26 protein-coding genes are annotated in these 25,400 nt (G+C 57.3%); 17 read left to right on the top strand and 9 right to left on the bottom strand.

Going from position 1 to position 25,400, the window contains the following annotated elements; genetic code table 11:
- Positions 1-216: 216 nt before the first annotated feature.
- The 14 genes from pth (at position 217) to AB5Y67_RS21570 (ending at position 10,049) form a co-directional block, all read left to right on the top strand.
- Positions 217-813, top strand: coding sequence for an aminoacyl-tRNA hydrolase (gene pth / locus AB5Y67_RS21635; protein WP_058059203.1), 597 nt, complete (start codon positions 217-219; stop codon positions 811-813).
- Positions 814-929: 116 nt separating this feature from the next.
- Complete coding sequence (gene ychF, locus AB5Y67_RS21630; RefSeq protein ID WP_005353921.1) at positions 930-2,021, top strand: redox-regulated ATPase YchF; 1,092 nt, start codon at positions 930-932, stop codon at positions 2,019-2,021.
- Between the two features lie 346 nt (positions 2,022-2,367).
- Positions 2,368-3,318, top strand: a complete 951-nt coding sequence (locus AB5Y67_RS21625) for a DUF932 domain-containing protein (RefSeq protein ID WP_123172554.1) — start codon at positions 2,368-2,370, stop codon at positions 3,316-3,318.
- A 94-nt stretch (positions 3,319-3,412) separates the two neighbouring features.
- Positions 3,413-4,402: a YqaJ viral recombinase family protein gene (locus tag AB5Y67_RS21620; protein ID WP_123172553.1), complete on the top strand. Its 990-nt coding sequence runs from the start codon at positions 3,413-3,415 to the stop codon at positions 4,400-4,402.
- A complete protein-coding gene (locus tag AB5Y67_RS21615; protein WP_068982363.1) occupies positions 4,399-5,367 on the top strand; it encodes a hypothetical protein in 969 nt (322 codons plus the stop codon). Before AB5Y67_RS21620 ends, AB5Y67_RS21615 begins: the two co-directional genes overlap by 4 nt.
- A gap of 262 nt (positions 5,368-5,629) precedes the next feature.
- The gene (locus AB5Y67_RS21610) at positions 5,630-6,178 is read left to right on the top strand and encodes a recombinase family protein (RefSeq protein WP_043124758.1); all 549 of its coding nucleotides are present in this window, start codon (positions 5,630-5,632) and stop codon (positions 6,176-6,178) included.
- A gap of 75 nt (positions 6,179-6,253) precedes the next feature.
- A complete protein-coding gene (locus tag AB5Y67_RS21605; RefSeq protein WP_081326110.1) occupies positions 6,254-6,697 on the top strand; it encodes a hypothetical protein in 444 nt (147 codons plus the stop codon).
- Positions 6,698-6,737: 40 nt separating this feature from the next.
- On the top strand, positions 6,738-7,181 hold the full coding sequence (locus AB5Y67_RS21600; RefSeq protein WP_068982364.1) for an IrmA family protein: 444 nt from the start codon (positions 6,738-6,740) through the stop codon (positions 7,179-7,181).
- Positions 7,182-7,268: 87 nt separating this feature from the next.
- Positions 7,269-7,847: a lecithin retinol acyltransferase family protein gene (locus AB5Y67_RS21595; protein ID WP_068982365.1), complete on the top strand. Its 579-nt coding sequence runs from the start codon at positions 7,269-7,271 to the stop codon at positions 7,845-7,847.
- A 61-nt stretch (positions 7,848-7,908) separates the two neighbouring features.
- Entirely contained in the window at positions 7,909-8,334 is a 426-nt protein-coding gene (locus AB5Y67_RS21590; RefSeq protein WP_068982366.1) for a DUF2787 domain-containing protein, read from the top strand.
- A 9-nt stretch (positions 8,335-8,343) separates the two neighbouring features.
- Positions 8,344-8,754 (top strand): hypothetical protein, encoded by a 411-nt coding sequence (locus AB5Y67_RS21585; protein WP_068982367.1) that lies wholly within the window; start codon positions 8,344-8,346, stop codon positions 8,752-8,754.
- Positions 8,747-9,052 carry a hypothetical protein gene (locus tag AB5Y67_RS21580; RefSeq protein WP_068982368.1) on the top strand — a complete coding sequence of 102 codons (306 nt, stop codon included), beginning with the start codon at positions 8,747-8,749 and terminating at the stop codon, positions 9,050-9,052. Before AB5Y67_RS21585 ends, AB5Y67_RS21580 begins: the two co-directional genes overlap by 8 nt.
- A gap of 63 nt (positions 9,053-9,115) precedes the next feature.
- The gene (radC, locus tag AB5Y67_RS21575; protein WP_068982369.1) at positions 9,116-9,613 is read left to right on the top strand and encodes a DNA repair protein RadC; all 498 of its coding nucleotides are present in this window, start codon (positions 9,116-9,118) and stop codon (positions 9,611-9,613) included.
- Positions 9,614-9,704: 91 nt separating this feature from the next.
- Positions 9,705-10,049 carry a type IV toxin-antitoxin system YeeU family antitoxin gene (locus tag AB5Y67_RS21570; RefSeq protein ID WP_123172552.1) on the top strand — a complete coding sequence of 115 codons (345 nt, stop codon included), beginning with the start codon at positions 9,705-9,707 and terminating at the stop codon, positions 10,047-10,049.
- 61 nt (positions 10,050-10,110) lie between these two features.
- Here the strand turns inward: AB5Y67_RS21570 and AB5Y67_RS21565 are convergent, their stop codons facing one another.
- The 9 genes from AB5Y67_RS21565 to AB5Y67_RS21525 form a co-directional block, all read right to left on the bottom strand.
- Positions 10,111-10,359, bottom strand: a complete 249-nt coding sequence (locus tag AB5Y67_RS21565) for a S16 family serine protease (protein ID WP_232354360.1) — start codon at positions 10,357-10,359, stop codon at positions 10,111-10,113.
- Between the two features lie 708 nt (positions 10,360-11,067).
- Positions 11,068-12,480 carry a pyruvate kinase PykF gene (gene pykF / locus AB5Y67_RS21560; protein WP_068982267.1) on the bottom strand — a complete coding sequence of 471 codons (1,413 nt, stop codon included), beginning with the start codon at positions 12,478-12,480 and terminating at the stop codon, positions 11,068-11,070.
- Between the two features lie 44 nt (positions 12,481-12,524).
- Positions 12,525-13,700 carry a glycosyl hydrolase 53 family protein gene (locus AB5Y67_RS21555; RefSeq protein ID WP_068982266.1) on the bottom strand — a complete coding sequence of 392 codons (1,176 nt, stop codon included), beginning with the start codon at positions 13,698-13,700 and terminating at the stop codon, positions 12,525-12,527.
- Position 13,701: 1 nt separating this feature from the next.
- Positions 13,702-14,049: a glucose PTS transporter subunit EIIB gene (locus tag AB5Y67_RS21550; protein ID WP_068982265.1), complete on the bottom strand. Its 348-nt coding sequence runs from the start codon at positions 14,047-14,049 to the stop codon at positions 13,702-13,704.
- A gap of 54 nt (positions 14,050-14,103) precedes the next feature.
- Entirely contained in the window at positions 14,104-16,158 is a 2,055-nt protein-coding gene (locus AB5Y67_RS21545) for a beta-galactosidase (protein ID WP_068982264.1), read from the bottom strand.
- Between the two features lie 63 nt (positions 16,159-16,221).
- The gene (locus tag AB5Y67_RS21540; protein ID WP_368208074.1) at positions 16,222-17,421 is read right to left on the bottom strand and encodes an arabinogalactan endo-beta-1,4-galactanase; all 1,200 of its coding nucleotides are present in this window, start codon (positions 17,419-17,421) and stop codon (positions 16,222-16,224) included.
- A gap of 22 nt (positions 17,422-17,443) precedes the next feature.
- Entirely contained in the window at positions 17,444-18,295 is an 852-nt protein-coding gene (locus tag AB5Y67_RS21535) for a sugar ABC transporter permease (protein ID WP_068982263.1), read from the bottom strand.
- Positions 18,296-18,307: 12 nt separating this feature from the next.
- Complete coding sequence (locus AB5Y67_RS21530) at positions 18,308-19,612, bottom strand: carbohydrate ABC transporter permease (RefSeq protein WP_068982262.1); 1,305 nt, start codon at positions 19,610-19,612, stop codon at positions 18,308-18,310.
- Positions 19,613-19,690: 78 nt separating this feature from the next.
- The gene (locus AB5Y67_RS21525) at positions 19,691-20,920 is read right to left on the bottom strand and encodes an extracellular solute-binding protein (RefSeq protein ID WP_068982261.1); all 1,230 of its coding nucleotides are present in this window, start codon (positions 20,918-20,920) and stop codon (positions 19,691-19,693) included.
- Between the two features lie 559 nt (positions 20,921-21,479).
- Between AB5Y67_RS21525 and AB5Y67_RS21520 the strand changes: the two genes are divergently transcribed.
- The 3 genes from AB5Y67_RS21520 to AB5Y67_RS21510 all read left to right on the top strand — a co-directional run bounded on the left by AB5Y67_RS21520 (position 21,480) and on the right by AB5Y67_RS21510 (position 25,347).
- Entirely contained in the window at positions 21,480-22,562 is a 1,083-nt protein-coding gene (locus AB5Y67_RS21520) for an ABC transporter ATP-binding protein (RefSeq protein WP_068982260.1), read from the top strand.
- A 297-nt stretch (positions 22,563-22,859) separates the two neighbouring features.
- Positions 22,860-24,902 (top strand): methyl-accepting chemotaxis protein, encoded by a 2,043-nt coding sequence (locus AB5Y67_RS21515; protein ID WP_068982259.1) that lies wholly within the window; start codon positions 22,860-22,862, stop codon positions 24,900-24,902.
- Positions 24,903-24,927: 25 nt separating this feature from the next.
- Complete coding sequence (locus AB5Y67_RS21510; protein ID WP_068982258.1) at positions 24,928-25,347, top strand: hypothetical protein; 420 nt, start codon at positions 24,928-24,930, stop codon at positions 25,345-25,347.
- Positions 25,348-25,400 lie beyond the last annotated feature (53 nt).

Here is a 25,400-nt window from a genome sequence, read left to right as displayed (position 1 = left end):
ACGGTAGTCAACCGGGCACAATCCATCGGCAAGCTGAAACGGGCCTCATGCAAGAGGCCCGTTTGCCCACCGTTAGCCACCCATTGGCCGCAATAATGCTGCAAATCCCGCCATAACATGCGCATTGGTTGAGTGATCGCCACTCGGCGGCTAGAATATTGCGTCCTATTGCCCTGGGTAGTGTGCCCACGGCAGCTGCGAGTGAAGACATCAAGCGTGACAAGCGAAATCAAACTGATCGTCGGACTGGGCAACCCCGGCCCGGAATATGCCAAGACCCGCCACAACGCGGGCGCCTGGTATGTGGAGCAACTGGCCCGCTGGCACAATGTCAGCCTGCGTGAAGAACCCAAGTTCTTCGGCCATACTGCCCGCATCCTGGTCGAGGGGCAGGATGTGCGGCTGCTCATCCCGAACACCTATATGAACCTCTCTGGCAAGGCGGTGGCCGCACTGGCGCGTTTTTATCAGATTGAGCCGGAAGCGATTCTGGTGGCCCATGACGAACTGGATCTGCCGCCGGGCATCGCCAAGTTCAAGCAAGGTGGTGGTCACGGTGGCCATAACGGCCTCAAGGACATCATCGCCAAGATGGGCAACAACAATAACTTCTTCCGGCTGCGTCTCGGGATCGGCCATCCCGGCAGCAAAGAGCAGGTGGCTGGCTTCGTCCTGACCAAGGCCCCCAGTAGTGAACAGAACCTGATCGACGCCGCGCTGGACGAGTCCCTGCGCGCCACCGACATCCTGTTCAAACAAGATATGACCAAGGCCATGAATCGCTTGCACAGCTTCAAGGCGGAAAAGGGTTAGGTCGGTTTGACCCTGTACGGGCATTGTGCCGGTACATGAGCAACGACCAGAACAAGCATGACATGGGCCGCCTGCGGGCGACCCCCAACAGCATCCATCAAGTAAGGTAACAATCCATGGGTTTTAAATGCGGTATCGTGGGCCTGCCCAATGTAGGCAAATCCACCCTGTTCAACGCGCTGACCAAGGCCGGTATCGAAGCCGCCAACTTCCCGTTCTGCACCATCGAGCCGAACACAGGTGTGGTGCCGATGCCGGACCCGCGCCTCGATCAGCTGGCTGCCATCATCAATCCGCAGCGCGTTGTGCCGACCACCATGGAATTCGTCGACATCGCCGGTCTGGTTGCCGGTGCCTCCAAGGGTGAAGGTCTGGGTAACCAGTTCCTGGCCAACATCCGTGAAACCGAAGCGATCGGCCACGTTGTGCGCTGCTTCGACGACGAGAACATCATTCACGTTGCCGGCAAGGTCTCCCCTGCCGACGACATCGAAGTGATCAACACCGAGCTGGCCCTGTCGGATCTGGACGCCTGCGAGCGCGCCATTCACCGTCAGTCCAAGCGTGCCAAAGGCGGCGACAAGGATGCCAAGCTGGAAGTGGAAGTGCTGGAGAAGATCAAGGTCGCGCTGGAAAACGGTCAGATGATCCGCGGCATGAAGCTGGATAAAGAAGAGCTGGCCGCCGTGAGCCACCTCAACTTCCTGACCCTGAAACCCACCATGTATATCGCCAACGTGGCGGAAGATGGCTTCGAGAACAACCCCTATCTGGACAAGGTGCGTGAAATCGCTGCCGCCGAGAACGCGGTCGTGGTCGTGGTCTGCTGCGCCATCGAAGCGGACATCGCCGAACTGGACGACGAAGATCGCGCCGAGTTCATGGCTGACCTTGGCATCGAAGAGCCGGGCCTGAACCGCGTTATCCGCTCCGGCTACCAGCTGCTCAACCTGCAGACCTACTTCACCGCCGGTGTGAAAGAGGTGCGCGCCTGGACTATTCCGGTCGGTGCCACCGCCCCGCAAGCGGCAGGCAAAATCCACACTGACTTTGAAAAAGGCTTTATTCGCGCCCAAACCATCGCCTTTGAAGACTTTATCAACTACAAGGGTGAGCAAGGCGCCAAGGAAGCGGGCAAGATGCGCGCTGAAGGGAAAGATTACATCGTCAAAGATGGCGATATCATGAACTTCCTGTTCAACGTCTAAAATAAAATTATAGATTACTTTCAATGACATGCAATCACAATGCGCAGCCATTATTAGTTTGAGTACACTTTTGCGTACACACTAGGCAACGCTAGGCATGCATAATTGTTATCAAAAGGGCCTATCTAAAATCTGATAGGCCCTTCTCTTTCCCTGATCCCTCCTTACTTCCTTTTGAGTCCCACCTTTCAATTTGTACACCACAGTGCAGCCACAGCGCGCATTCCATAGCTAGAAACCAGAGAAGCCAACAGGTCTCATTTGAATTGATTTCAGATATATATTATCTCCATGAACCTACCCAAGGGACTGCTCTGTGCAGTCCCTTTTTCATTGGAGATTTCTCATGGCTCACCTGATCGACACAATGGCCTACACCGGTCAAACGCCCTGGCATGGCCTTGGCAATGTCTTGCCCCCACAGCAATCTCTCGATATCTGGCTGCAAGCAGCTGGGATGGATTGGACCATCGAGCAGAGCGACGTGATGTTTAACGTCGCCTCCGATGCACTGCATATCCGCCCCTACAGCGACAGCAAGGTGCTGTATCGCTCCGATACCCTCGCCCCCCTATCGGTGGTCTCAAGTCGCTACAACGTGGTACAGCCTCACGAGGTGCTGCATTTCTATCAAGACCTGGTGGAAGCCGGAGGCTTTGAGCTGGAGACCGCAGGCTCGCTCAAAGGCGGCCGCAAGCTGTGGGCACTCGCTAAGACCGGCCAGGATCTAAAACTCAAAGGCAATGACTTGGTAAAGTCCTATCTGCTGCTGGCGACCAGCTGCGACGGCACGCTCTGCACCACGGCGCAGTTCACCTCGCTGCGGGTAGTCTGCAACAACACCCTACAGATGGCACTGCGCGGTGCTACCGGTGCCATCAAGGTGCCCCACTCTACTCAGTTCGATGCCGCTGCCGTCAAAGAGTCGCTCGGGCTGGGGCTCTCTCATTGGGATGAATTTAAGGCGCAGACCAAGGCGCTGGCACAGCGGCCCGTCGCCCCCGAAGAGGCGCTGCGCTTTTTCAGCGACCTGTTGGCGCAACCGCTGGATGAGGAGAACATCATCCTCACCAAGCCGGTACAACGGCTGCATGAGCTCTATCAGGGCGCAGGCATGGGCTCAGAACTTGTCAGCTCCCGCAATACCGCCTGGGGGCTGGTTAATGCTGTCACGGAATATGTCGATCACCACCGCCGTGCTCGCAGTCAGGACCATCGACTCGATTCCGCCTGGTTCGGTCAGGGAGCCCAACTCAAATCCCAAGCCCTGAACCAAGCCCTTACCCTGCTGCAGTAATTCCTCTTCCCTATTCAAACCGCATAACGACCTCACCCGGACTGGCGCAAGCCAATCCGGGCGTAGCCATTTATGCCGTTAACAAGGAGTCGTCATGAAAGCAAAATCCAAATACGGCCAGGCCCTGCGGCTGGCCTCCACTACCCAATTAACCCGCGAGCAGTGGCTCGCTATCCGCAAACTCGGCATTGGCTCCTCCGATGCCGCCGTGGCAGTGGGGCTATCTCCCTACAAATGCCCGCTCAGTCTGTGGCTGGAGAAGACCGGTCGCAAGGAGCCGGAAGATATCTCCCACAAGGAAGCGGTGCTGTGGGGCATTGAGCTGGAACCTGTGTTGGCACAGGTCTACGCCAAACGCACCGGTTACAAGGTGCGCCGAGTCAATGCGGTGCTGCAACACCCCGAGCAACCCTTCATGCTCGCCAACCTCGATCGGGAGGTAGTCGGCCACCCCGATGGGCCTGGCATTCTGGAGATCAAAACTGCCAGCTATCACAGCGCTCCCCAGTGGGAGGAAGGAGTGCCGGTGGCTTACCAGTGTCAGGTACTGCATCAGCTGGCTGTTACCGGCCATGCCTGGGCTGAGGTGGCAGTGCTGATCGGTGGCCAGGATTTCCGGATTTACCGCATCAAGCGCGATGAGGAGAAGATCCAGGATCTCACCGAGCGGGAAGCACAGTTCTGGCAGATGGTGCAACAAGACCAGCAGCCAGAGCCTGACGGATCCAGTGATGCCGCCAATGCCCTGAGCTGGCTCTTCCCCCGCGATGATGGCCAGACGGTGGATCTCTCCGATTCCCCCGAGTTCAACCAGATGTTTGGCGAGCTACTGCGTTTGCGTGAGCAGAAAGAAACGGTCGAACTGCAGGAGTCACAACTCAAACAGCGGCTGCAAGCCACTTTGGGTGAAGCGACAGCCGGGCTGTTTGCCGACGGCAAGATCACCTGGAAGCGCAGCAAAGACCGGCTGGCACCGGATCTGGATAAGCTCGGACGGGATCATCCCGACCTGCTCACCCTCTACGTCAAACCGGTGCCCGGCGTACGCCGTTTCACCATTCAACCCTTGAGGCAAACACCATGATCAAAGGACTGGCGATCACCCCGCCCGTGATCGGGCGGATCTGCATCGGCAAGCTGGTGCAAAAACAGGATAAGTGGGTGCCGGAGAAGGATGACAGCTTCACCCTCACCACCCAGATACAACAAAAGGGGGGATGGTTGCTCCATCCCCTGCATCAACACTACTCAGCGCAAAAGAATAACCAAGGGCAGGAGCAGACCAAGATCCGCGCCATTCCGGTGCGGGTGCTGTTCAACGATAGCGACCTGAATCTGCGGGCGGAATACAGCGCGTTTGACCGGCAAACCGGCAGGCCGCTCTGTGTCGGGAATGGGGAGGTGGCAAGACGCGTCGGGGCGCAAGGCATGGAGGAGGTCAGCTGCCAGGGACCTGAGCGCTGCGCTTTTGCCGGGCAACAGGGCTGCAAGCTGTACGGGCGACTGAACCTGTTTGTGGAGGGGCAAGGGGATGAGCTGGGCAGCTTTATCTTCCGCACCACCGGCTACAACTCGGTACGCACCCTGGCGGCGCGACTGAAGTACCTGGAGGCAGTGAGCGGGGGCCATACCCGCTATCTGCCGCTCACCCTGCGGTTGCGAGCCAAGAGCACTGCCCAGTCCTACCGCACCCCGGTCTACTACGTGGATTTAACCTTGCGGGAGGAAACCAACCTGACCGAGGCAGTCAGGCTCGCACAGGAGGCCGCCCAGCGTGACCAAGAAGCGGGGCTCGCCATTGAGCAGATGGAGCAGGCTGCTCGCGAGCTGCTGCGTAACGGCCAGTTTGAGGATATCGATGAAGAGGTGCCGATGCTGCTGGAGGAGTTTTATCCTGAGCCAGCAATAATAGCGTCATCTTCCACCTCACAGCCTTTGGCAACCGTAACAGCACCAAAACGCCTCAACCCTCGTTCCTCGCCCCTGACCAGTAAACTGGGTAAAAACGCGGCCTCTTCACCACCTACGCCTGAGCCACAAAGCCAATAACTTACGTTGGCATCTTGTTACATCCAATCAAATCAATCAGTAGCACATTATTCTGCTACCCATCACGACGGGACGTTTATCACAAAGCGTCCCGTTATTTCTCTCCATCGCTAGTTTGGAGTCAATAGATCAAGCCCTAGTGACACTCACGAAATCGGCACTCATTTCATCTATTTTCCTCCATTTTCAGGTCAAGAAGGTCTCTTCGAGACTTTTGACCATGGGGGTCAGTGTACCTTGCCCTATTGACCGGGAGGAGACCATGGCACTGGTAGGTTACGCACGTGTTAGTACGGGAGGTCAGAGCCTTGAAGTCCAGCTTCGAGCGCTGGCCGAATGCAATAAGGTTTTCCAAGAGAAGGTTAGCGGTGCCAGTGATGATAGGCCACAACTTGCTCTCCTCTTGGATTATGTGAAGGAGGGGGATGTGGTGATGGTTACCAAGCTGGACCGTCTGGCTCGTAATACTCGTCACCTATTGGAGATATCAGAATTTCTACAACACAAGCAAGTTGCATTGCGGATATTAAATCTGGGGATTGATACCTCAACGCCTACCGGCAAGTTAATGCTCACCATGATCGGTGCTATCGCAACCTTTGAACGAGAATTGATGTTGGAGCGGCAAGCTGAAGGTATTGAGTTAGCCAAGCGCCGAGGTGCCTATAAGGGGCGTAAGCCTACTGCAATGGCAAAAGGTAATGAAGTTCTTGCACTGGTTGCCAAAGGATTACCAAGATCTGAAATTGCCAAGCGCACGGGGATCAGTATCTCCAGCGTACAACGCATACTCAGATCTCAGAGCAACTGAAAAGTAGTGTGGTTTACCGTTCCTAGTGATAGCCATACGCCTCTATTTAATAATAGTTATTCGGTGAGATAAAAAATGAAAAAGCTGACATTCTGCTTACTACTAACGCTTATGTCTGGAAGTCTATCACTACGGGCAGCAGAGCCGTTCACAGGCTTTCTGCCTGCACTAGTGCAGGACAAAACAGGGAAACCATTTTGGTGTAACGCCCATTTGAAGTTAAATAGAAAATGTATCGCAACTGAAATCAGTAATCTTTCAATGGTCATTGTTCGCAGTCAGCCCTTCGGTGAGTGTGAAGCAGGCATGTGGGGCTGGATCGCCACTGCGGGCTCCCCACAGAAAATTGCCATTGGTTACACAGTTACGCCTGATGAAAAATTCAATATTTCACTGAAAGATATGTGTCGACCTGGCACTGTTGTCAAATTTCAACCAAATAAGAAGTATAAGAATGAGGAAGACCTGGTTGGCTTTTACAATGGCAAAGAAATATTCAGATACCTTGGGCGTAAATAACTAAGTGGTTTAAGAGAAAGTAATTGTCACGAGGATTTCTATGAAAGACATACATCGGTATTTATTGGCCTCCACGCTGATATTCTCGGCCATCGCCTGCAGTGCCCAAGAACAACGTTATCTCTCTATCCAGCACACCGACACCGTCTACGCCAACCAGGGCGTCTGCGCGTATCACTTCTCTTTAGATAGTGGGGGAGCCGATGAGTTTGGGCGGTTGTATATCACGCTGCAGTTTAATGACAAAAAGGGCAAAGCGCTGGCCGAGTCAACGCTGGAGGTTGAGCCATTCGGTGGGAGTTCCGCTACTCGTTATGGTGGCGGCTTTACAGAAGTGGATTGCGCCCAGGTAGAGCAGGCCAAGTCCATCGCCATTATTCAGGCGACCGAGGTGCTCGCTCACAACCAAGTCACTCGGCTACCTGTTTCCACCTTCACCCCCCAGTTTCATCAACCACTGAAGATAACCTTGGGCGGCAATTAGCCCGCTCAGGAAAAACAAAGCCAAAGGGCGTCACCGTAATGGTGACGCCCTTTTTCATTTCCAACTCTTGATGAGGATCATCACCCCATGACACGACATTTCATTATCGGCGATCACTTGGTAACACCACAGTCTGAAGGCCACCATCATGGCATCTTTGTTGGCCATGACCAGATCATTCACTGTCTACCATCCGCTTCAGGAAAGCATTCAGGCCAACTGACGCTGACCTCGTTGGCTCAATTCAGTCTGCACTGCGCTATTGAAGTCAAACCCCATACTCAACGCCTGTTCAGTCGAGAGGAAAGCCTGACACGGGCTTACGCCCGACTCAGTGAAGGAGAGCAGGGCCAGCCGTTTGCCAACAGTGAGCTGTTTGTCACTTGGTGTATTGAAGGGATTCAGCATCCCCCCAAGCTGCTGCAGACCGCTGTAGCAACGGTGGTGGCTGCCGAAGTCGCTCGTCACACGTTAAGCAAGGCTGCCACCAGTGCAACGGCTGGACTTGCTGCCAGCACCCTAGCCACAACTGCGGGAGGTAGTGGCGCTGCTGCAACGGTAGTATCGGTGACCGGTATTGCCACCGCCCCGTTGTTAGCCCCCCTTGCCGTGGGCGCCGTCGCAGCCTATGGCGTCAGCAAACTGTGGGATTGGTTAAACGACTGACCCATCACTTCAAAGCAAAACGCAGGGGCGCTCTCCTGCTGGAACTCAATGAGGAAACACCATGACCATTCCTTTTTTCCGGGACGGCTTTGCCCTGCCCGTAGCCCAAGCATTGCTAGTTCTGCTCAACCAGGAAATCGCTAAAACCGAGCTCAATATCGATCGCTTAACCCAACTGACCTTCAACTTTCGCAATCCCGGCTACAGCGCCGAGCAAGGCGGCGTACACCCGGTCGAGATCCGCCTGATCCGTGGGCTTGATGGCTGGCTGTTCGATTACGTCACCGACTTCAGCTACCAGGGGCCGGGCCAAGATGCTGAGCTCTGCAAGGAGCTCGATTTCAACTTCCTCGATGGGGAACACACCATGTTGGGCTGGGGACCGCTGCGGCTGGCTGAGGCGCGGGAGTTGTTCGGCATCTGGCAGAGCAACTTCATTGCCTACTGCCGGTTGGAATGCTTCAGCGTCACCGTCGCAGGAGATTAGGAGGACACGATGAGCCAAGAATTAGCGCTCTCCCACTACTCACGTCAGTGGTTGGGACAAGTTGCCGCCAACGCCAAGATACCCCCCACCCGCAGTAGTCAGCGATGGCTGCTGCACCTGACACCGGATAGTCCACACATCCGCACCGTCACCCTGCAGGTCCGTTGGTCTGGCGTGCAGTGGCAACTGATCTCCCTCACCAATGCTGAGGACTGGCACACCATGAGCCGGCCGAGGGATGAAATCTGCATCGACCCCGAACGTCGCTGTTTCTGGCATTGCCAGGCAGGACCAGTCCCGCTCACCGAGCAACCTCGCGTACTGGCCAACTTTCTGGCCGACCTGCAACGCATCTGCATCCATCGCGGCTATGCCGTGGCGAGTGACCCCATCCCTGACAAGGAGACCGAAGATGATTAACGCCGTGCTCGCCATCGAGCTGGAGGCTTATCTTGAGCATGATGGTCAGATTGAAGCAGTGCATGACCAAAGCCAGCCGGTAGACGGTTACGCCCTCTACCTGCGCTATGAAAACGAACGGGGTGATGCACTGGCGCAATGGCTGTGCGATCACTTGGATCACTACTGGCTAACACAGGTAGGTAACTTGCTCGCCACCAGTTACCACATTCCGCTGCACGACTACACCCCGCACACCCTGGCGGCCAGAACACCGCCAACCAAGTCTGCAGTCACCCCCCATTCAGTAACCCATTAACCAACTACCTCGCCAACCCTGCCGCATCCAACGCGGTGGGACGATGGTGTATGGAGCACAATCATGTTGCATCACAAACTGATCGCCGGGGAAACCCCCGGCACCTACCGGGTGACTGACCTTGTCACCGACGATGACCTGCTCACCATCGCCCAAGCCGTTGCCCGCCAGAAACTCGCCAAGGGCACAGCTCTCACCGATAAATACCTGGCACAACAAGCGCTGCAAGGGCTGCTGCAAACACGAGACCGCGAAGTGTTTGCAGCACTGTTCCTCGATAACCAACACCGGATCCTGGCCTACGAGGAGCTGTTCCTTGGCACTCTGTCCGCTGCGACCGTCTACCCTCGCGATGTCGTCAAGCGGGCACTGCACCACAATGCTGCCGCTCTGATACTGGTGCATAACCACCCGTCGGGATACCCGGAACCCAGCCGGGCAGATATCGAGATCACCCTGCGCCTGCAGAATGCCTTGGCACTAGTGGATATCCGGATTTTGGATCATCTGGTCGTCGGTACTGAGGGTGTGGTGTCGCTGGCAGAACGAGGAAATTTGTAACTGCCACGCCGGTCAGGGGGCCCATGGAGGAAGAAGGCATAGCCAGCAGTGAGCTCTACAACGACTTACCATCATTAGGAGTACACAGAAAATGCGAACCATAGGGAGTTGGGGATTACACACCCAAGTTCAGCCACGTTTTGGCGCACGTGCAATTGTTGAACGAAGCAGGGTTTCCCTGCTTTGGGATCGCTGCGGCGTCTATGGCGATGCTGACGAGCAATGGCTCACCGACATTGATACCGTTATACCGAGTTTTATTGAGCGCCTTAGAAAGCTCTTTCAACAAGGAGAACTACTGAGTGACCAAGATAAATTGGTGACGTTGCAGCAAGGGGAATGGGTGTGTCTGGCTAATCCCAAAGCCAGCTACGGATATCTCTATCTGGATGTCTACCGGCAGGAATGCAGTAGTGTTCAAGCCGCGAAAATATGAATCTGAGGCAGAGGGTGAGCATGTAGCTCACCCTACCTGATACTTCTTTTTTTTTGGCTGACTACTGAACCCCTAATGCCTTGTAGACGGCATCTACCGGATTAGCATAAAAGCTGATTTGAAACTTGGAGAAGATCTCCGCCGGTACGGTTGGAATATCCGAGGCTGACGCCATCGGCAACAATACCCGTTTTCCGCCACTGTCCATTGCCAGTTGCAGACTGCCAGCCAAATCCTCAACCGGATTGACCACACCGCCTAGCGTCATGTCACCCAGCACTACCATCTGCTCCTGCACCGGCTTGCCCATCAGAATGGAACAAAACGCTACCAGCGCGGCCAGACTGGTTTGGTGCTGGGGCAGGAGTTATGTAGCTCGACCACATGCAAATGGTACTCATGCTCGGAGAACTTGGCTGTTGCGCTGACCCGATTCAGGTTGCCTTTGAAGTAATCGAAACCGACCCGGATCGCCTCCTTCGCTGGCGTATTGGAACCCAACCAAGAGGTCGCATGCCTGCCGTTATCTGGCGCCATCCGTGCCCACAAATGATACGCCGTCACTGATATTAACCTTTGGCGTCGATTAGGCAAAGGCTGGAAATCACTGAGCAGTGCACCCAGAACATATTACAACTGTAATACGTATAGGAATAAGTTTGAGGAGTAGGGAATATACGATATTAGCATGGTGTATCACGATGACTTAGAAGAACGTCATCTGCTATTGCATAATGTGCTGAACTATTTGCTCAAGTTTGATGAAATGCTACTGACTGTGATGTATGAGCTCTTCAGAAGCATAGGTAAAATGGAAGTGCCCCGCAGAAGATGGAAAGGTGGTACACCACGTTTTCTGCAGTGATATCAAGGCGGTAAGATAGCGCATATTTATAACATATGCGTACCCCCTCTTGAAATAAAGAACCCGCGATATGGAGCATCGCGGGTTCTGAGTAGCTAAAGTTAGCTAATAATATTTAAGTCTAGTATGGGACTAGAAAGACTCGACTCCAGCTCAGAGCATGTGCACGGAGGCGGTGTTGGTGGTGCCGCTCGGTACCAAGGCACCGGAGACCATGACGACCACGTCACCCTTCAGACCCATGCCGCTTTGCAGCGCTGCGTCTTTGCCGATGCGATAGAAATCGTCGGTGGAGGCGATGCTGTCAACCACGTGAGCAACCACACCCTTGGTCAGGACCAGCTGGGCAGCAGTCTTCTTGTTGGTGGTGATGGCCAGGATCCAGGCTTTCGGGAAGTACTTGCGAATGGCCTTGGCAGACTTGCCGCCTTCGGTGGCAACCACGATCAGCGGGGCGTCCAGCTTCTCGGAGGTCTCGACCGCACCCTTGCACACGGCTTCGGTGATGCGCAGCTTGTTGCTGTCGTTGGCAGCAGACAGGTTGGACGGCATCACGGCGTCGGTACGCTCGCAGATGGTGGCCATGATGGTCACGGCTTCCAGCGGGTACTTGCCCTTGGCGGATTCGCCAGACAGCATGACGGCGTCGGTGCCATCCAGGATGGCGTTCGCCACGTCACCGGCTTCGGCGCGGGTCGGACGCGGGTTCTTGATCATGGAATCCAGCATCTGGGTGGCGGTGATGACCACTTTACGTGCCTTGTTGCACTTGGTGATGATCATCTTCTGGGCGAAGATCACTTCTTCAACCGGAATTTCCACACCCATGTCGCCACGAGCAACCATGATGCCGTCGGAGACAGCCAGGATGTCGTCGAAGTTGTCCAGGCCTTCCTGGTTTTCGATCTTGGAGATGATCTGGATGGCCTCGCCACCGTGGGCCTTCAGGTGCTCACGGATTTCCAGCACGTCTTCTTTCTTGCGGATGAAGGAGGCGGCAACGAAGTCCACGCCCTGCTCGCAACCGAAGATCAGGTCACGCTTGTCTTTCTCGGCCAAGGCCGGCAGCTTGATGGAGACGCCCGGCAGGTTGACGCCCTTGTTCTCGCCCAGATCACCGTTGTTCAGCACCTTGCAGATGACTTCACGTTCGGTGATTTCGATGACGTCCAGACCGATCAGGCCGTCATCCACCAGGATGCGGTTGCCGACACGCAGGTCGTTGGCAAAGCCGGCGTAGGTCACGGCGACCTTGTCTTTGTTGCCAACCACGGTCTGGTCGGTGGTGAAGGTGAAGGTCTGGCCGGCAACCAGAGAGACATCGTTGCCACCTTCCAGCTTCATGGTACGGATTTCCGGACCCTTGGTATCCAGCAGGATGGCTGCGTGTTTGCCGGTTTCGGCCATCACTTCACGCAGGTTGCGGATACGGGTGCCGTGCTCTTCGTAATCACCGTGAGAGAAGTTCAGGCGCATGACGTTCATGCCGGCGTCGAGCATCTTGCCGAGCATTTCTTTGGATTCGGTCTTGGGACCGATGGTGCAGACGATTTTGGTCTTTTTCATGTCAGTCTTCATGGTGCTGTTGTCATCTCTTTAACGTGAAATAGTCAGCGGGTCCGGGCGAAGGCGGCCAGCGACGGCAGTCCTCTGCCCTCCCGATCAAACAGGGCCTGGTTCTCCCAGCCATTGCCGAGGGGTTCGTCTATCCCGAGGAATGTCATGCCGGCATGACTGGCCCAGCTGTCGCCGGGGACCCGGATCCAGCCAGGCTCCCAGTAGACAAACCCGAGTCCGAGCCGATCCGGCACAGCTGCGATAGCGGCACGCAGGGCATCGAGAAACGCCAGTTGCCCCTCGGGCGTCGCGGCAAACCCGCCGCGCGCGGCTTCTTGCTCGCCGAAGGCATTGCGGACTGCGTCCTGGTTGACGGTGTCGTGGCCATAGGCGGTCTCGACCACCAGGAGTGGGCGCCTGATTTGGGTAGCCAGGCTGTTCATGGTGCGCGAGAGGTCACCCAAGGATCCGTGCCAGTAGGGGTAGAAGGAGAGACCCACCAGATCGAACGGCACATCCCGCGCCTGCATCGCCTTGAACCAGCGCAGACACTGTGCCTCATCGCCCCCTTCGGCCAGATGCAGTATCAGGCGCGGGGGGCTCCCCCCCTCGCTGCCAGCACGGATCCCGGCGATAGCCGCCTTGAGCAGCTGAGCCAGACGGTCGAACTCGGCCTCTTCCCGCCGGTGCAGTCGCCCCTGCGGCCACAGCATGCCATTATTGAGTTCGTTGCCGACCTGCACCATCTGCGGTGGCACCCCAGCCTCACGCAGGCGGCGCATGACGGTGGCACTGTAATCATGCAGCACCGCTGCCAGGTCGGCGTCCGATTTGCCCAGCCAGGCGCGTGGCGTGTGTTGCTTGCCGGGGTCGGCCCAGAAGTCGCTGTAGTGAAGATCGAGCAACCAGGGTAGGTTGAGGGCCCGGCTGCGCTGTGCCAGTGCAATCACCCTTCCCAGATCGTTGTTGCCACCGCCAAAGGGTTCCCCTTTGGCGGAGTGGGGATCGACCCACAACCGCAGGCGTACCAGGTTGAGACCGCGCTCGCGCATCAGGGTCAGCAGTTCCCCCTGCCGCGTTCCGTCTTGATAGTGCACGCCGAGGCGCTCGAGTTCGGCCAGAGTGGACACATCCGCCCCGCGGATGGCCAGGTTGTGGGGGGCGGCGCCAGCCCCGGCGCTGAGGGCACCTAGCATGACCAGCAGTGGCCAGCTCAGCGGGGGGTGCATCCTAGTGCTGCTCCGGCTCGTGCAGCTCGAACCACTGACCGAGCTCACGACGCAGGTTGTCCGAGCGTTTGCCGAAGATGGCCTGCACCTCGTCGCCGATGATGATGACGCCGATGGCGCCGAGACGCTGCAGCGCCTCGCTGTCGACCGGCTGCAAGGCATTGACCCTGACCCGCAGCCGGGTCAGGCAGGCGTCAAAGCCCACGATGTTGTCGCGCCCACCAAAGGCAGCGATGAGCGCGGTGATGGCTGCTTCGTCCAGCCCGGAGAGCGGTGCCTCGGCTGATTTCTCCCCCTTGTGGCCGAGGGCGGCGGCGAACAGCCGTTTAAAGTCCTGCATCTTGACCATTTGAACCTCCTAAACGTGAAAAAAGAGGGCGAAGCCACTGGCTCCGCCCCGCGATCAACAGGCGCGACGCAACACCCGGCAGCCAAACGGCGGCATCACCAGCGAGTCGCCCAACACCTCGCCGCTCACCATGTCGCTGTGACCACCCGGCAGCGTGACTAGGCGCTCGGCGTTGGCGAAGTTCTGCACGAACACGAACACCTGCTCACCGTCAGTGCGACACTGGGCGGTGACCCCATCCGGCAAGGCCGGCAGGGCGCGCGGCAGTGCCAGGGTATCGATGAGGTGTCCGAAGAAGTCGCGCTGGAATGCCAGATTGTTGCGCGAGGCGACATAGTAGGCACGCCCTGCCCCGTGTTCGTTGACCGTCACCGCCGGACGCCCGGCATAGAAGTCGCCGTCATAGTTGGCCAAGGACCTCGCACCCTCCAAATGGATGAGATCGCACAGGTGGGTCACCTCGTAAGGGCCACAGAGTCCGGCCTCGTTGCCGGCAAGACCCGAGACGGCGTTACGTTCCTCGTCATAGAGGCTGTCTATCTCCTCTGCCCAGATCCCAAGGACAGGGCGCAGCGGCCCGGGGAAGCCCCCCAGGTGACAGAGATCGGTCTCGTTGACAATGCCGCTCCAGTAAGTGGTGACAAACTGGCCGCCTCGTTTGACGAAGGCATCGATCCGTTCGGCAAAGCCATCGCGCACCATGTAGAGCATGGGGGCGATAACCAGGTCATAACCATCGAGCGCGCAGTCGGCATTGATGACATCCACCGCCACCCCTGCTTCCCAGAAGGGGCGGTAGTGATCGGCCACCGTCTTCTCGTAGAAGAGACCGGCATTGCGCGGGCCTTGGGCGTTGTCCATGGCCCAACGGCTCTCCCAGTCGAAGATGATGGCCACTTTCGCCTCGACGCGGCTGCCTGCAACCTCAGGCAACTTGGCCAGGATCTCGCCGAGAGCCTGAACCTCGCGGCCGACCCGGGTGTCGATGTGACCAACGTGATCGACCACGGCGCCGTGGAACTTCTCGACCGAACCACGGCTCTTGCGCCACTGGAAGTACTGCACCGAGTCGGAGCCGTGGGCCACCGCCTGCAAGGAGGTGAGTATGTGCATCCCTGGCTTCTTGAGCTTGCTGATGGGCTGCCAGTTGGTCAGGCTCGGGGTCGACTCCATCAGGAAGAAGGGCTTGCCTCCCTTGAGGGTGCGCATCAGGTCGTGATACATGGCGGTGTAGGCTGCCAGGGTCGAGTCATCGCCACTGTTGTGCCACAGGGGGTAGCTGTCCCAGGAGATGAAATCGATCACCTTGGCCAACTGCCAGTAGTCATAGTCGTAGAAGTACTCCATGAAGTTGGTGGTGGCCGGCAGGCTCGGGTTGGCCGCCTTCAAGGGTTTGATCTCCTCGGCGCAGAAGTCGCTCACCTGAGCGGTGTTGAAACGCTTCCAGTCGAGGTTGAGGCCGTGGATCGAACTTTCCCCGATAGGTGACGGGGATTCGATCTGTGACCAGTCGGTGTAGGTGTGGCTCCAGAAGCTGCTCCACCAGGCGTGGTTTAGTGCTTCTATGCTGCCATAGCGTGCCTTGAGCCAGTCACGGAAGCGCCCCTGGCATAGCTCACAGTGGCACTCGCCACCGTACTCGTTGGAGATGTGCCAAGCGATAACACCTGGATGACGACCATAGCGCTCGGCCAGAGCGCCGTTGATGGCACGTACCTTCTCACGATAGACAGGCGAGCTCATGCAGTGATTGTGACGACCACCGTGCAGCGCCTTGACCCGCTCCTTGCTGACCCGCAGCACCTCGGGATAGCGCTGGGAAAGCCAGGCAGGGCGGGCACCGCTCGGGGTGGCGAGGAAGACCGACACGCCGTTCTCGTTCAGGCGATCGATCACAGTATCGAGCCAGCCAAACTCATAGCGCCCCTCCTCCGGCTCCAGGGAAGACCAACTGAAGATACCGACCGACATCACATTGGAATGGGTCTGCTTCATCATCTCGAGATCTCGCTCGAACACCTGAGGGTCGTCCAGCCACTGATCCGGGTTGTAGTCAGCGCCATGCAACAGGGCGGGCACCCGTTCACTGAGCGGGGAAAACTTGAACATCACACATCTCCTAAGACGAGGGGGCGCCGGCCATGGCCGGCCGCCCTATCGGTTGAAACCGGGTCAGTTGAATACTTTGATCGAGGGAAGCACATGGCCGGAGCAGTCAAACAGCGCCTGGTTCTCCCGGGCATTGCCCTCTTTCCAGTCGTCGTTGTTGTACTTCATACCGGCCTTGGTTGCCCAGGTCGCGCCCTGCGTCGGCAGCCAGGCAGGCTCCCAGTAGAAGACGCCCTTGCCACGCCCATCCGGTACCGCCACCACGCTTTTGATAAGATCGCGAAGGAAATCGGCCTGCCCCTGTACACTGGCCGGGTAACCACCGTCGATCGCCTCTTTGGCGGTGAAGTTATTCTCGGCGTTGTCGCAGTTGTCCGTGGTGTAGCCGTAGGCGGCCTCGACCACGATCACATCCTTGCCATAGCGCTTACTGATGTCATCCATGTTGGCTTTGAGGGCGCTGATGGGACCATTCCAGTAGGTGTAGAAGGAGAGCCCGATGATATCGAAAGGCACCTCGCGCTTGGCAATCTCGTCAAACCACCAGACGAAGGTGTCATTCTTAGTACCCTCAGCCAGGTGCAACATCACCTTGATATCCTTGCCGTGCTCTTTCACCGCACGCACGCCGGCCTTGAGCAGAGTCGCCAGGCGATCAAACTCGCCACCGTTCTGGCCCCAGCTCTTGCCCTCTGGCCACAGCATGCCGCCGTTGATCTCGTTGCCGACCTGCACCATGTCAGGCACCACGCCAGCCTTGGCCAGGGCATCCATGCTCTCCTTGGTGTGGGCATAGACCGCATCCGCCAACTGCTCGACCGACATATCACGCCACGCCTTGGGCTTGTTCTGACGACCCGGATCGGTCCAGAAGTCGCTGTAGTGGAAATCGAGCAGGAACTTCATGCCGTGCGCCTTGGCACGTTTGGCAAGTTCTATCGTTGCAGCCAGATCGTTGTTGCCGCCGCCGTAAGGCTTACCGTCTGCATCCTTGGGATCCACCCACAGGCGCAGGCGAATGTAGTTAAAACCGTTCTCCTTGAGGATGGCCATGGCGTCCTGTTGCTTGCCGCTGGCATCGAAGAACTTGCCGCCAAACTTCTCCACCTCGGCCAGCATGGATACATCGGCCCCCTTGATGAAGGCTTGCGGTACCGCCACTGGTTGCACCACTGCACTCTCGGCGGCCATGACTTGGGTCTGCATGCCCAACATGCCGGTGGCGAGCAGCGCCGCCATCACCAGCGTCTTCTTGATTTTCATGTCGAACGTCCTGTTTAACGAATTAACCCTTGGTCCCACCTGCGGTAAGACCGGAAACGAAGTACTTCTGCAAGGAGAGGTACAAGATGGCCACCGGTACCGCGATGAGCACAGCCCCCGCCGCGTAGGTGGTGTAGCTGGCTCCCATCTTCTGGGCGACCAGGTTGTAAAGACCTATAGGCAGAGTGAATTGATCCGGGGTACGCAATATGGTGCTGGCCAGGATGAAATCACCGAGCGGACCAGTGAAGGAGAACAGTGCTACCACCGCGATGATGGGCTTGGAGAGCGGCATGATGATCTCGATGAAGATGCGGAAGTTGCCAGCCCCATCCATGCGCGCCGACTCGTCGAGATCCTTGGGGATGGCGTCGAGGTAACCCTTCATCAAATAGGTGTTCATCGGGATCATGCCACCCACGTAGACCAGCACCAATGCCAGGTGGCTGTTGACCAGGCCGAGCATCTGGGCCAGCACGAAGATGGCGATGAGGGCCGAGAATTGGGGCACCATCTGCAGCAGCAGGAACAGCATCAGGCCGTTTTGCCGCCCGCGGAAACGAAAGCGCGAGAAGGCATAGGCGGTGAAACTGACACTGATGAGGGTCAGCACCATGGTCAGGAAGCTGATCTTCATCGAGTTCCAGTACCAGGCGGCATAGTCGATGCGTCCATCAAACAGCTCCTGGTAGTGAATAAAGGAGAAGTTTTCCGGGATGATCGAGGTGTTGAGCAGACTGCTGCCCGGGTTGAGGGATGCCCCTACCGTCCAGATGAGGGGGTAGATGATGACCACCGCAACCATAGCCAGCAGCAAATAGCTTAGGGTCAGGCGGATGGCATTACTCTTTTTCAGACTGTGTTTGGCACTCATGGCTGGCTCTCCTTACACCATGTCGTCTTGCTTGAACGAATTGGTCGCACGGAACTGCCACAGGGCAATGCCGACCACGAAGATGGAGAGCAGAATGGTGATGCTCGCCGCAATCGCATACTGGGATGACGACATGGTCAGCTTGTAGATCCAGGAGACCAGGATGTCGGTGCCGCCAGCATTGGAACCGGCCACCGCAGGTCCCCCGTTGTTGAACAGGTAAATAATGTTGAAGTTGTTGAAGTTGAAGGTGTACTGGGTGATGAGGATCGGAGCGATCGAGTACAACACCAGGGGCAGCGTAATGGTGGTCAGCTTGTGCCATGTGCTGGCACCGTCGATGGTGGCCGCCTCGTAGAGATCATCCGGGATAGCCTGCAACACCCCAGTGGTCATGGCGAAGACGAACGGGAAGCCAAGCCAGGTCTGCATCAGGATGAGGGCCGTCTTGGTCCAGAAGGGATCTGTCATCCATGCCTTGGGGTCAATACCCAGAGAAGCCAGAATACCGTTATTGATGACGCCAAAGGTTTCGTTGAACATGCCGGCGAACACCAGAATGGTGACAAAACCGGGCACGGCCCACGGCAGGATAAGGATGGTGCGGATGAGCGGCTTGAAGCGCAGATCCTTCTGATTGACCAGGATCGCCAGCAGCACCCCGACAGAGCATTGCAATGTGGTGGCGATCAGTGTCCAAATCACGGTCCACTGCAGCACGTCAAGCAAGGTCGATCGCCACAGATCGAGCTTGAAAATGTTGATGAAGTTCTTCATCCCCACCCAGTCCACCAACTTGGCCGGCGGGGTGTGGTAGAGATCGTAGTTGGTGAAGGCGATGGAGAAGCCGAAGATGATGGGAAACACCACCACGAACACCAGCAGGATGAAGCCCGGGGTGATCATCAGGTACGGGAATCCTTCGCTCAGCAGCAACTGGTATTGCTTGCGCACACTTGTCAGGGCCACGCCACGATCGCGGCGATCACCGTTGATATAGGCGTCGCGGATACTCCAGTAGTAGAAAGCACAACCAAAGATGGCCACCAGTACGCTGATGACCCCCTTGGCCAGGAGGAAGACGGAGTTGTCCCGCGGCAACTCGGTGCCGAGGGTGAACAGGCCCCAGAAGCCCTGGGACAGGAAGTCATGGAATACGCCGAAGAAGCAAACCATGACGATGAAAAACAGGGTGCCCTTGACCCACTGCCGGTTATACCACTGTCCGAGTCCCGGTATCAGCGAGAGCAGCGCGGCAACCTTGGCATGATGGGTTCTTGTACCGATCTGGGTGAACGATTCGGAATCGACAACCACAATTTACCTCCTTTCCATTAAGAGCCCGGGCGACCACTGATGCCGCCCGGCCCGAATCGAGCCGGAGCTCGACTGTTGTTATTGCTGTGCGTGATTGACTTCGATCTGCATGTTGATGTTCTTGACCGCGCCGTCCAGAGCCGCCTTGACATCCTGCTTGCCGGTCACACCGAGCTGCAGTGCACTGTTGGCCGGGGTCCACACCTCCTGCATCTCGGGCACACTTGGCATCGGGATGGCGAAGCCAGCCTGAATGGCTACGGCCCGGGATTTCTCGTCGTCCTTGATGAGCGGATCGTCGATCAACGCCTTGAGCGGCGGGATCTCACCGGTCTTCTGGAAGCGGACCTTGGCGTACTCAGGCTGATTGATGAACTCGATAAACTGCTGTGCCAGCTCTTTCTGCTTGGAATAGGTTGAAATGCTGTACCCCTTCACGCCGAGGAAGGAACGCATGTGTTCGCCATTGGGCAGTGTCGGCAGCGGGGCGACGCCATAATTCACACCGGCATCCTTGTAAGGTTGGAACGACCAAGGTCCTGTGATAACAGCCGCCGCCTTCTTCTCGGTAAACAGAGAGTCGATGGCGTTTGCACCGGTCTCACCGACAATGCCAGCAGGGAAAAGCCCTTCGGTATAGAAGCGCTTAAGGAAGGTGACCCCGTCGACTGCCCCCTGGTTAGCCAGGCCAACATCCTTGACGTTGAGTGAACCGTTGGGGTTCTGGCCGAAGATGTAGCCCCCCATGGCTGCCACTACGCCGTAGGAGTAATAGATCTCGTCAAACTTGGCGAGTAGGCCGTATTTGTTCTCTGCGCGCAGGGTCTGGGAAGCCTTGATCAGCTCGTCGAAGCTTTCCGGTGCCTTGGGCAGCAGATCCTTGTTGTAGACCATGACGATGGTCTCGACTGCCTTGGGCAGGCCATAGAGCTTGCCTTCATAGGTCTGGGCGTCTACAGCAGGCTTGGTGAAACCTGCCAGATAGTCGGCACTTGGCTTGATTTCGCTGATCAACCCCTGTACCACGGCGGTGCCAACCTGATCATGGGGCAGTACCAGCACATCCGGACCGATACCGGCCGGTCCATCCAGGCGCAGTTTCTCTATTTGCTGGGCATAGGGCGTTTCGAGGATTTTCACCTTGACGTTGTGCTTGGCTTCAAATGCCTTGACCGCTTCTTCGATGCCATTGGATTTCTTGATGTCTTCCCACACCAGCAGCTCGCCATCGGCGGCACGGGCAACCTGCCCCAGCCCCATCACGCCCAAAGACAACAGCATTGAAACGGTCAATTTATTGATTTTCATATGATTTCCTTGTCCCTAACTCAGGTGAAAACAGGCCTTAGCCGAGCATCTAGGTGAGGTGAATGTTACAATTTCATCAAGCCAGTGTAACTTGTGGCATTTTTTACCGGTTATTGTGTAATTAAGAATTTATCTTGATTACATACCGGTTAAGTCGGAAATCGCAGTCGCACACACCAACTTAACTAAGATCATGATAAATAAATGCTTTAACCCTATACATCAGATCCGGATCAATTCGCTCTATCTCTTGATTCTTGCTTGGCACGCCTTCCAGGTGTGCACTTAAACAGAAAAAAGGTAACGATTACACCGAATGACTCTACGGTAAGCTGTGCTTGCCCTGCCTGCTAGTAGCACATATCAAGGCTGTGATCTCATGCACAAAAGAAACAGCATTTTGTGCAACCGCTTACACCTGACTGATATAGTCCCCTTAAAGCCACAGAGTGAAACGGTGTGAAACCCCTTCTCCCTCCCAGGGCAAAAAAGCCGCAGCAGGGGCTGACTACTTCGAGACTCTGCAGCTAATGCATTTACTATCAAGGAGTTAAAGCTCATGGCGAGTATCAGATTGAACAATGTGGTCAAGCGTTTTGGCAGCAACGTGACCTTGCATAACGTCAACCTGGATGTAGAAGACGGTGAGTTCACCGTCTTCGTCGGTCCTTCCGGTTGTGGCAAATCCACCCTACTGCGGATGATCGCAGGCCTGGAAGAGATATCGGACGGCCACATTGCCATTGATGAACAAGTGGTCAACGATGTGGCCCCAGCTCATCGCGGGGTGGCAATGGTGTTCCAGTCTTATGCGCTTTATCCCCACATGACGGTGGCGGAGAACATGGGCTATGGCCTGCGGGTCAATGGGGTGCCAAAAGAGGAAATTGCCCACCAGGTCAGCATGGTGGCCAAGACTCTGCAGCTTTCTCATCTGCTCGACCGTAAACCCAAGCAGCTTTCCGGCGGCCAGCGCCAGCGGGTTGCCATCGGCCGTGCCATTGTGCGCAACCCCAAAGTGTTCCTGTTTGACGAGCCACTCTCCAACCTCGATGCCGAGCTGCGTGTCGAGATGCGCCTGCACATCGCCAAGCTGCATCAGGAACTCAAGACCACCATGATCTACGTGACCCACGACCAGGTGGAGGCCATGACCCTGGCCGACAAGATAGTGGTGATGAACTATGGCAAGGTGGAACAGGTCGGCTCGCCAATGGAGCTCTACTACAAGCCCTGCAACCGTTTCGTGGCCGGTTTCATCGGCTCACCCAAGATGAACTTCCTGCCAGCCAGCGTTCTGGCCTGGAGCCCGGAGCAGATCCGGGTCAGGGTAGCCGGCCAGCAGGAGCTCACCCTGCCCATCCTCACCGAGCGACTCGAGCCGGGCAGCGAGATCTCCCTTGGCCTGCGTCCCGAGCATGTGGTGCCGGGCGCAGAGGGGATCCACCTCGCCTTTACCTGCGAGGTAGTGGAGCGTCTTGGCAACAGCACCTATCTGTTCGGCCAGTGCTGCGGCACCGACGGCTTCAAGCTGCTGCTGGCAGGGGATGGGGAGTTTCATCCGTACCAGAAGATGGATGTTTTCTTTGCCCCGCAAAATTGCCTTGTTTTCAATGCCGAAGGGCTCAGGATCAGCCGCTAAATAGGGCTACTGCATGCCCCGATCCACTTTACCCCCGCCCAGTCGGGGGCTTTTTTTATTCCCGGGCGCAGGACACAAAATGAGAGCGGGCTCGCAACCCAGGACAAATCCCGTACAAGGGTACCGAGAAAGAGTGTAAAAGATTCACATAATAGTGAAAAAGTTACACAGAAATCAGATTCAGGTGCCCTGTCTTATCAAAGCCTTATTTTTCACTAAAGTAAGACACTGATAATAGATGACTTATCACTTCTGCCATCAGGCCGGGTTGGCTCAATACCACATGTAATCGATACCATGAAATTACGTACCCGTCACCTTTCCATCATCCAGCGCCTGGCGCTGGGCTTTGCCGTCATCCTGTTGCTACTGCTGCTCTCCGTAGCCCTCTCCCTCTACGCCGGCCAGCGGCTGGCCGACCAGGTAGGGACACTTGCCAGCCATACTGCTCCAACCCTGGTACAAAGCCGCGCCGTGACTCGCGATCTGTTCACGCTTGACCGCCATCTGGGCAACGCATTACTGCAGACCAGAGATGAGGATCTGGATGCAGCACGTCAGCAGATGCAGCAATGGCAAGCACACTTCGAGCAGGACCTAAACATCCTGGCTAGGCAGATAGCAGGGGAACCAAAGCAGAGTAAGCGCGTCGATAGCCTGCGCGAGCAACAGGCCGCCTACTGGCAACTGGCCCAACAACTGGTCGATGACTATGCCCACAACCGCCTCGAACAGAGCAAGCTGGCTGCCGACACCCGCCTCGGCAGCACGGCGCGCCAATTTGCCAGTGCCCTCGATGTACTGCTTGCCCCTCTGGGTAGCCATCCTGCCGCATTGCTCAAGAATCGTCTGCTGGCGAACCTGGAACAGCAAGTCAGTGCTACTCAGGAGATCCTCAAGCAGCAAGACCCGGCTCCTATTGCGGCACGCTTAGCCATCAATGAACGGGCCAATAAGCAGATGACAGATCTGCGCAAGGAGCTGGAGCGCCAGCTTGCAGGCCAAGAAGATGCTTTCGGCGCAACCCTAAGCCTGGAACGTAGCACAGGGGCACGGCTCGATACCCTCGCAACCCTGCTAAGTGGTCCAGACAGCTTGCTGGCCCGCCACCTGTCACTGGTCGAGCAAAGCATCATGCTTCGCAACCAAAGCGCACAAGCCAGCCGTTTCATCGACAGTCTGCTAGGCGAGCTGAGCGAACTTGACGGAGCAATCGACGAGCAGCTTCACCAGAGCACCGCCGGCAGCGGCGCCATTCTGCTCTGGCTACGCCTCGGGCTGTGCGCCGGCCTGCTGCTCTCTCTCGGTCTCGGCGCCCTGGTGCTGTGGCACCTGGTGCACGCCATCCGCCAGCCGCTGCACCATATCCTCACCACCCTCAAGGCACTGAGCCAGGGAGACATGCGCAAACGCGTACCGCTGCTGCGCCACGACGAGTTTGGCCAGCTTGCCATCGGCATCAATGCCCTGGCCGACGAGATGAGCGGCATGCTCGGTCAGATAGTTCATGCGGCCGACGCGCTCGGCCGCATGGCCGGCCAGAACCAGCAAGCCCAGCATCACGCACAGCTTGCCATCGGCGAACAGCGCAACGAGACCACAGGGGTCTGTAGCGCCATGGAGGAGATGGACTACTCGGTTCGCGAGGTTGCCGGGAGTATTGGCCAGACCGAGCAGACACTCGGCAACATAGCTGCGGCAGCCCACGCCGCCAGCCTGCGTGGGGCTGCGACCGGCAAACGGCTGCAGCAACTGGCTGACGAGTTGGCGCAATCACGCCGCAGTGTGGAGCAGGTGCAGACATTGAGCGTCAACATCGGTGAAATCCTTGCCCTGATCGGGCGCATCACGGAACAAACCAATCTGCTGGCCCTCAACGCCGCCATCGAGGCGGCCCGCGCCGGCGAACAGGGGCGTGGCTTTGCCGTGGTGGCCGACGAGGTGCGTCAGCTGGCACACCACACCGCAGACTCCACCACTCGTATCCAGGGGATCATCGACGATCTGCAGCAGAGCACCCGCGGCGCGGTCGCCACCATGCTGCGCTGCCACGACGCGATGGCCCAGAGCCGCACCGATAGCGATGCAGGTTGCGCCACCCTGGCAGAACTATCCAAGGCGCTGCAGCAAGTGGCCGAACAGAGCAGCCGTATCGCCAGCGCGACCCTGCAGCAACAGCAGACCAGTGCTGAGATCGCCCGCAACATTACCAACATCGCCCGGATTGCCGACGACAACCAGGGCGCCCTGGCCAGGGTGGCACAGACCAGCGACCAGTTACAGCAGCTCTCGCAGCAGCAACTGTCGCTGACCCGCCGCTTCACCCTGCAGAGTGCCTGACCACACACCACAAAGAGGACCTCCCATGTTCAAGAAGACACTGTTGCTGACTACCCTGATTGCCTGCCTCCAGCCCGCGCTGGCCAATGAGGAGGATCCCCTGGCACGCCCGCTATTCCTGCGTGGCGAGATGAACAACTGGGAGGCACCGGCAGACCAGCAACTGGTGACCCAGCAAGGAGACTTGCTGTCGGTACAGGTGGCGTTGCAGGCCAGTCACGGCGCCTACAAGTTCAAGATTGCCGACGAGAAGTGGAAGGCCGACACCAGCTATGGCCAGTTCGACCCCGCCGTCAAGGTCGAGGCGGACAAACCGGTGGTAGTCAAGGCCGGCTGGCAGTGGAGCGACATGAAGTTCACCCCGCCCCACGACGGCCAGTATCGCATCACACTGGATCGCCGCGATCCCCAACACATCCAGGTCACCGTCTCCCCCGCCGGGTGATCCCAGGGCCGCCGCAAGGCGGCCCCAGCCTCCGCCGGGATGGCGTCACACGG

It is taken from the genome of Aeromonas sp. s12, from assembly GCF_040907925.1.
In the GTDB taxonomy this organism is placed as follows: domain Bacteria; phylum Pseudomonadota; class Gammaproteobacteria; order Enterobacterales; family Aeromonadaceae; genus Aeromonas; species Aeromonas veronii.
This window is presented reverse-complemented; position numbering and strand designations above follow the sequence as displayed.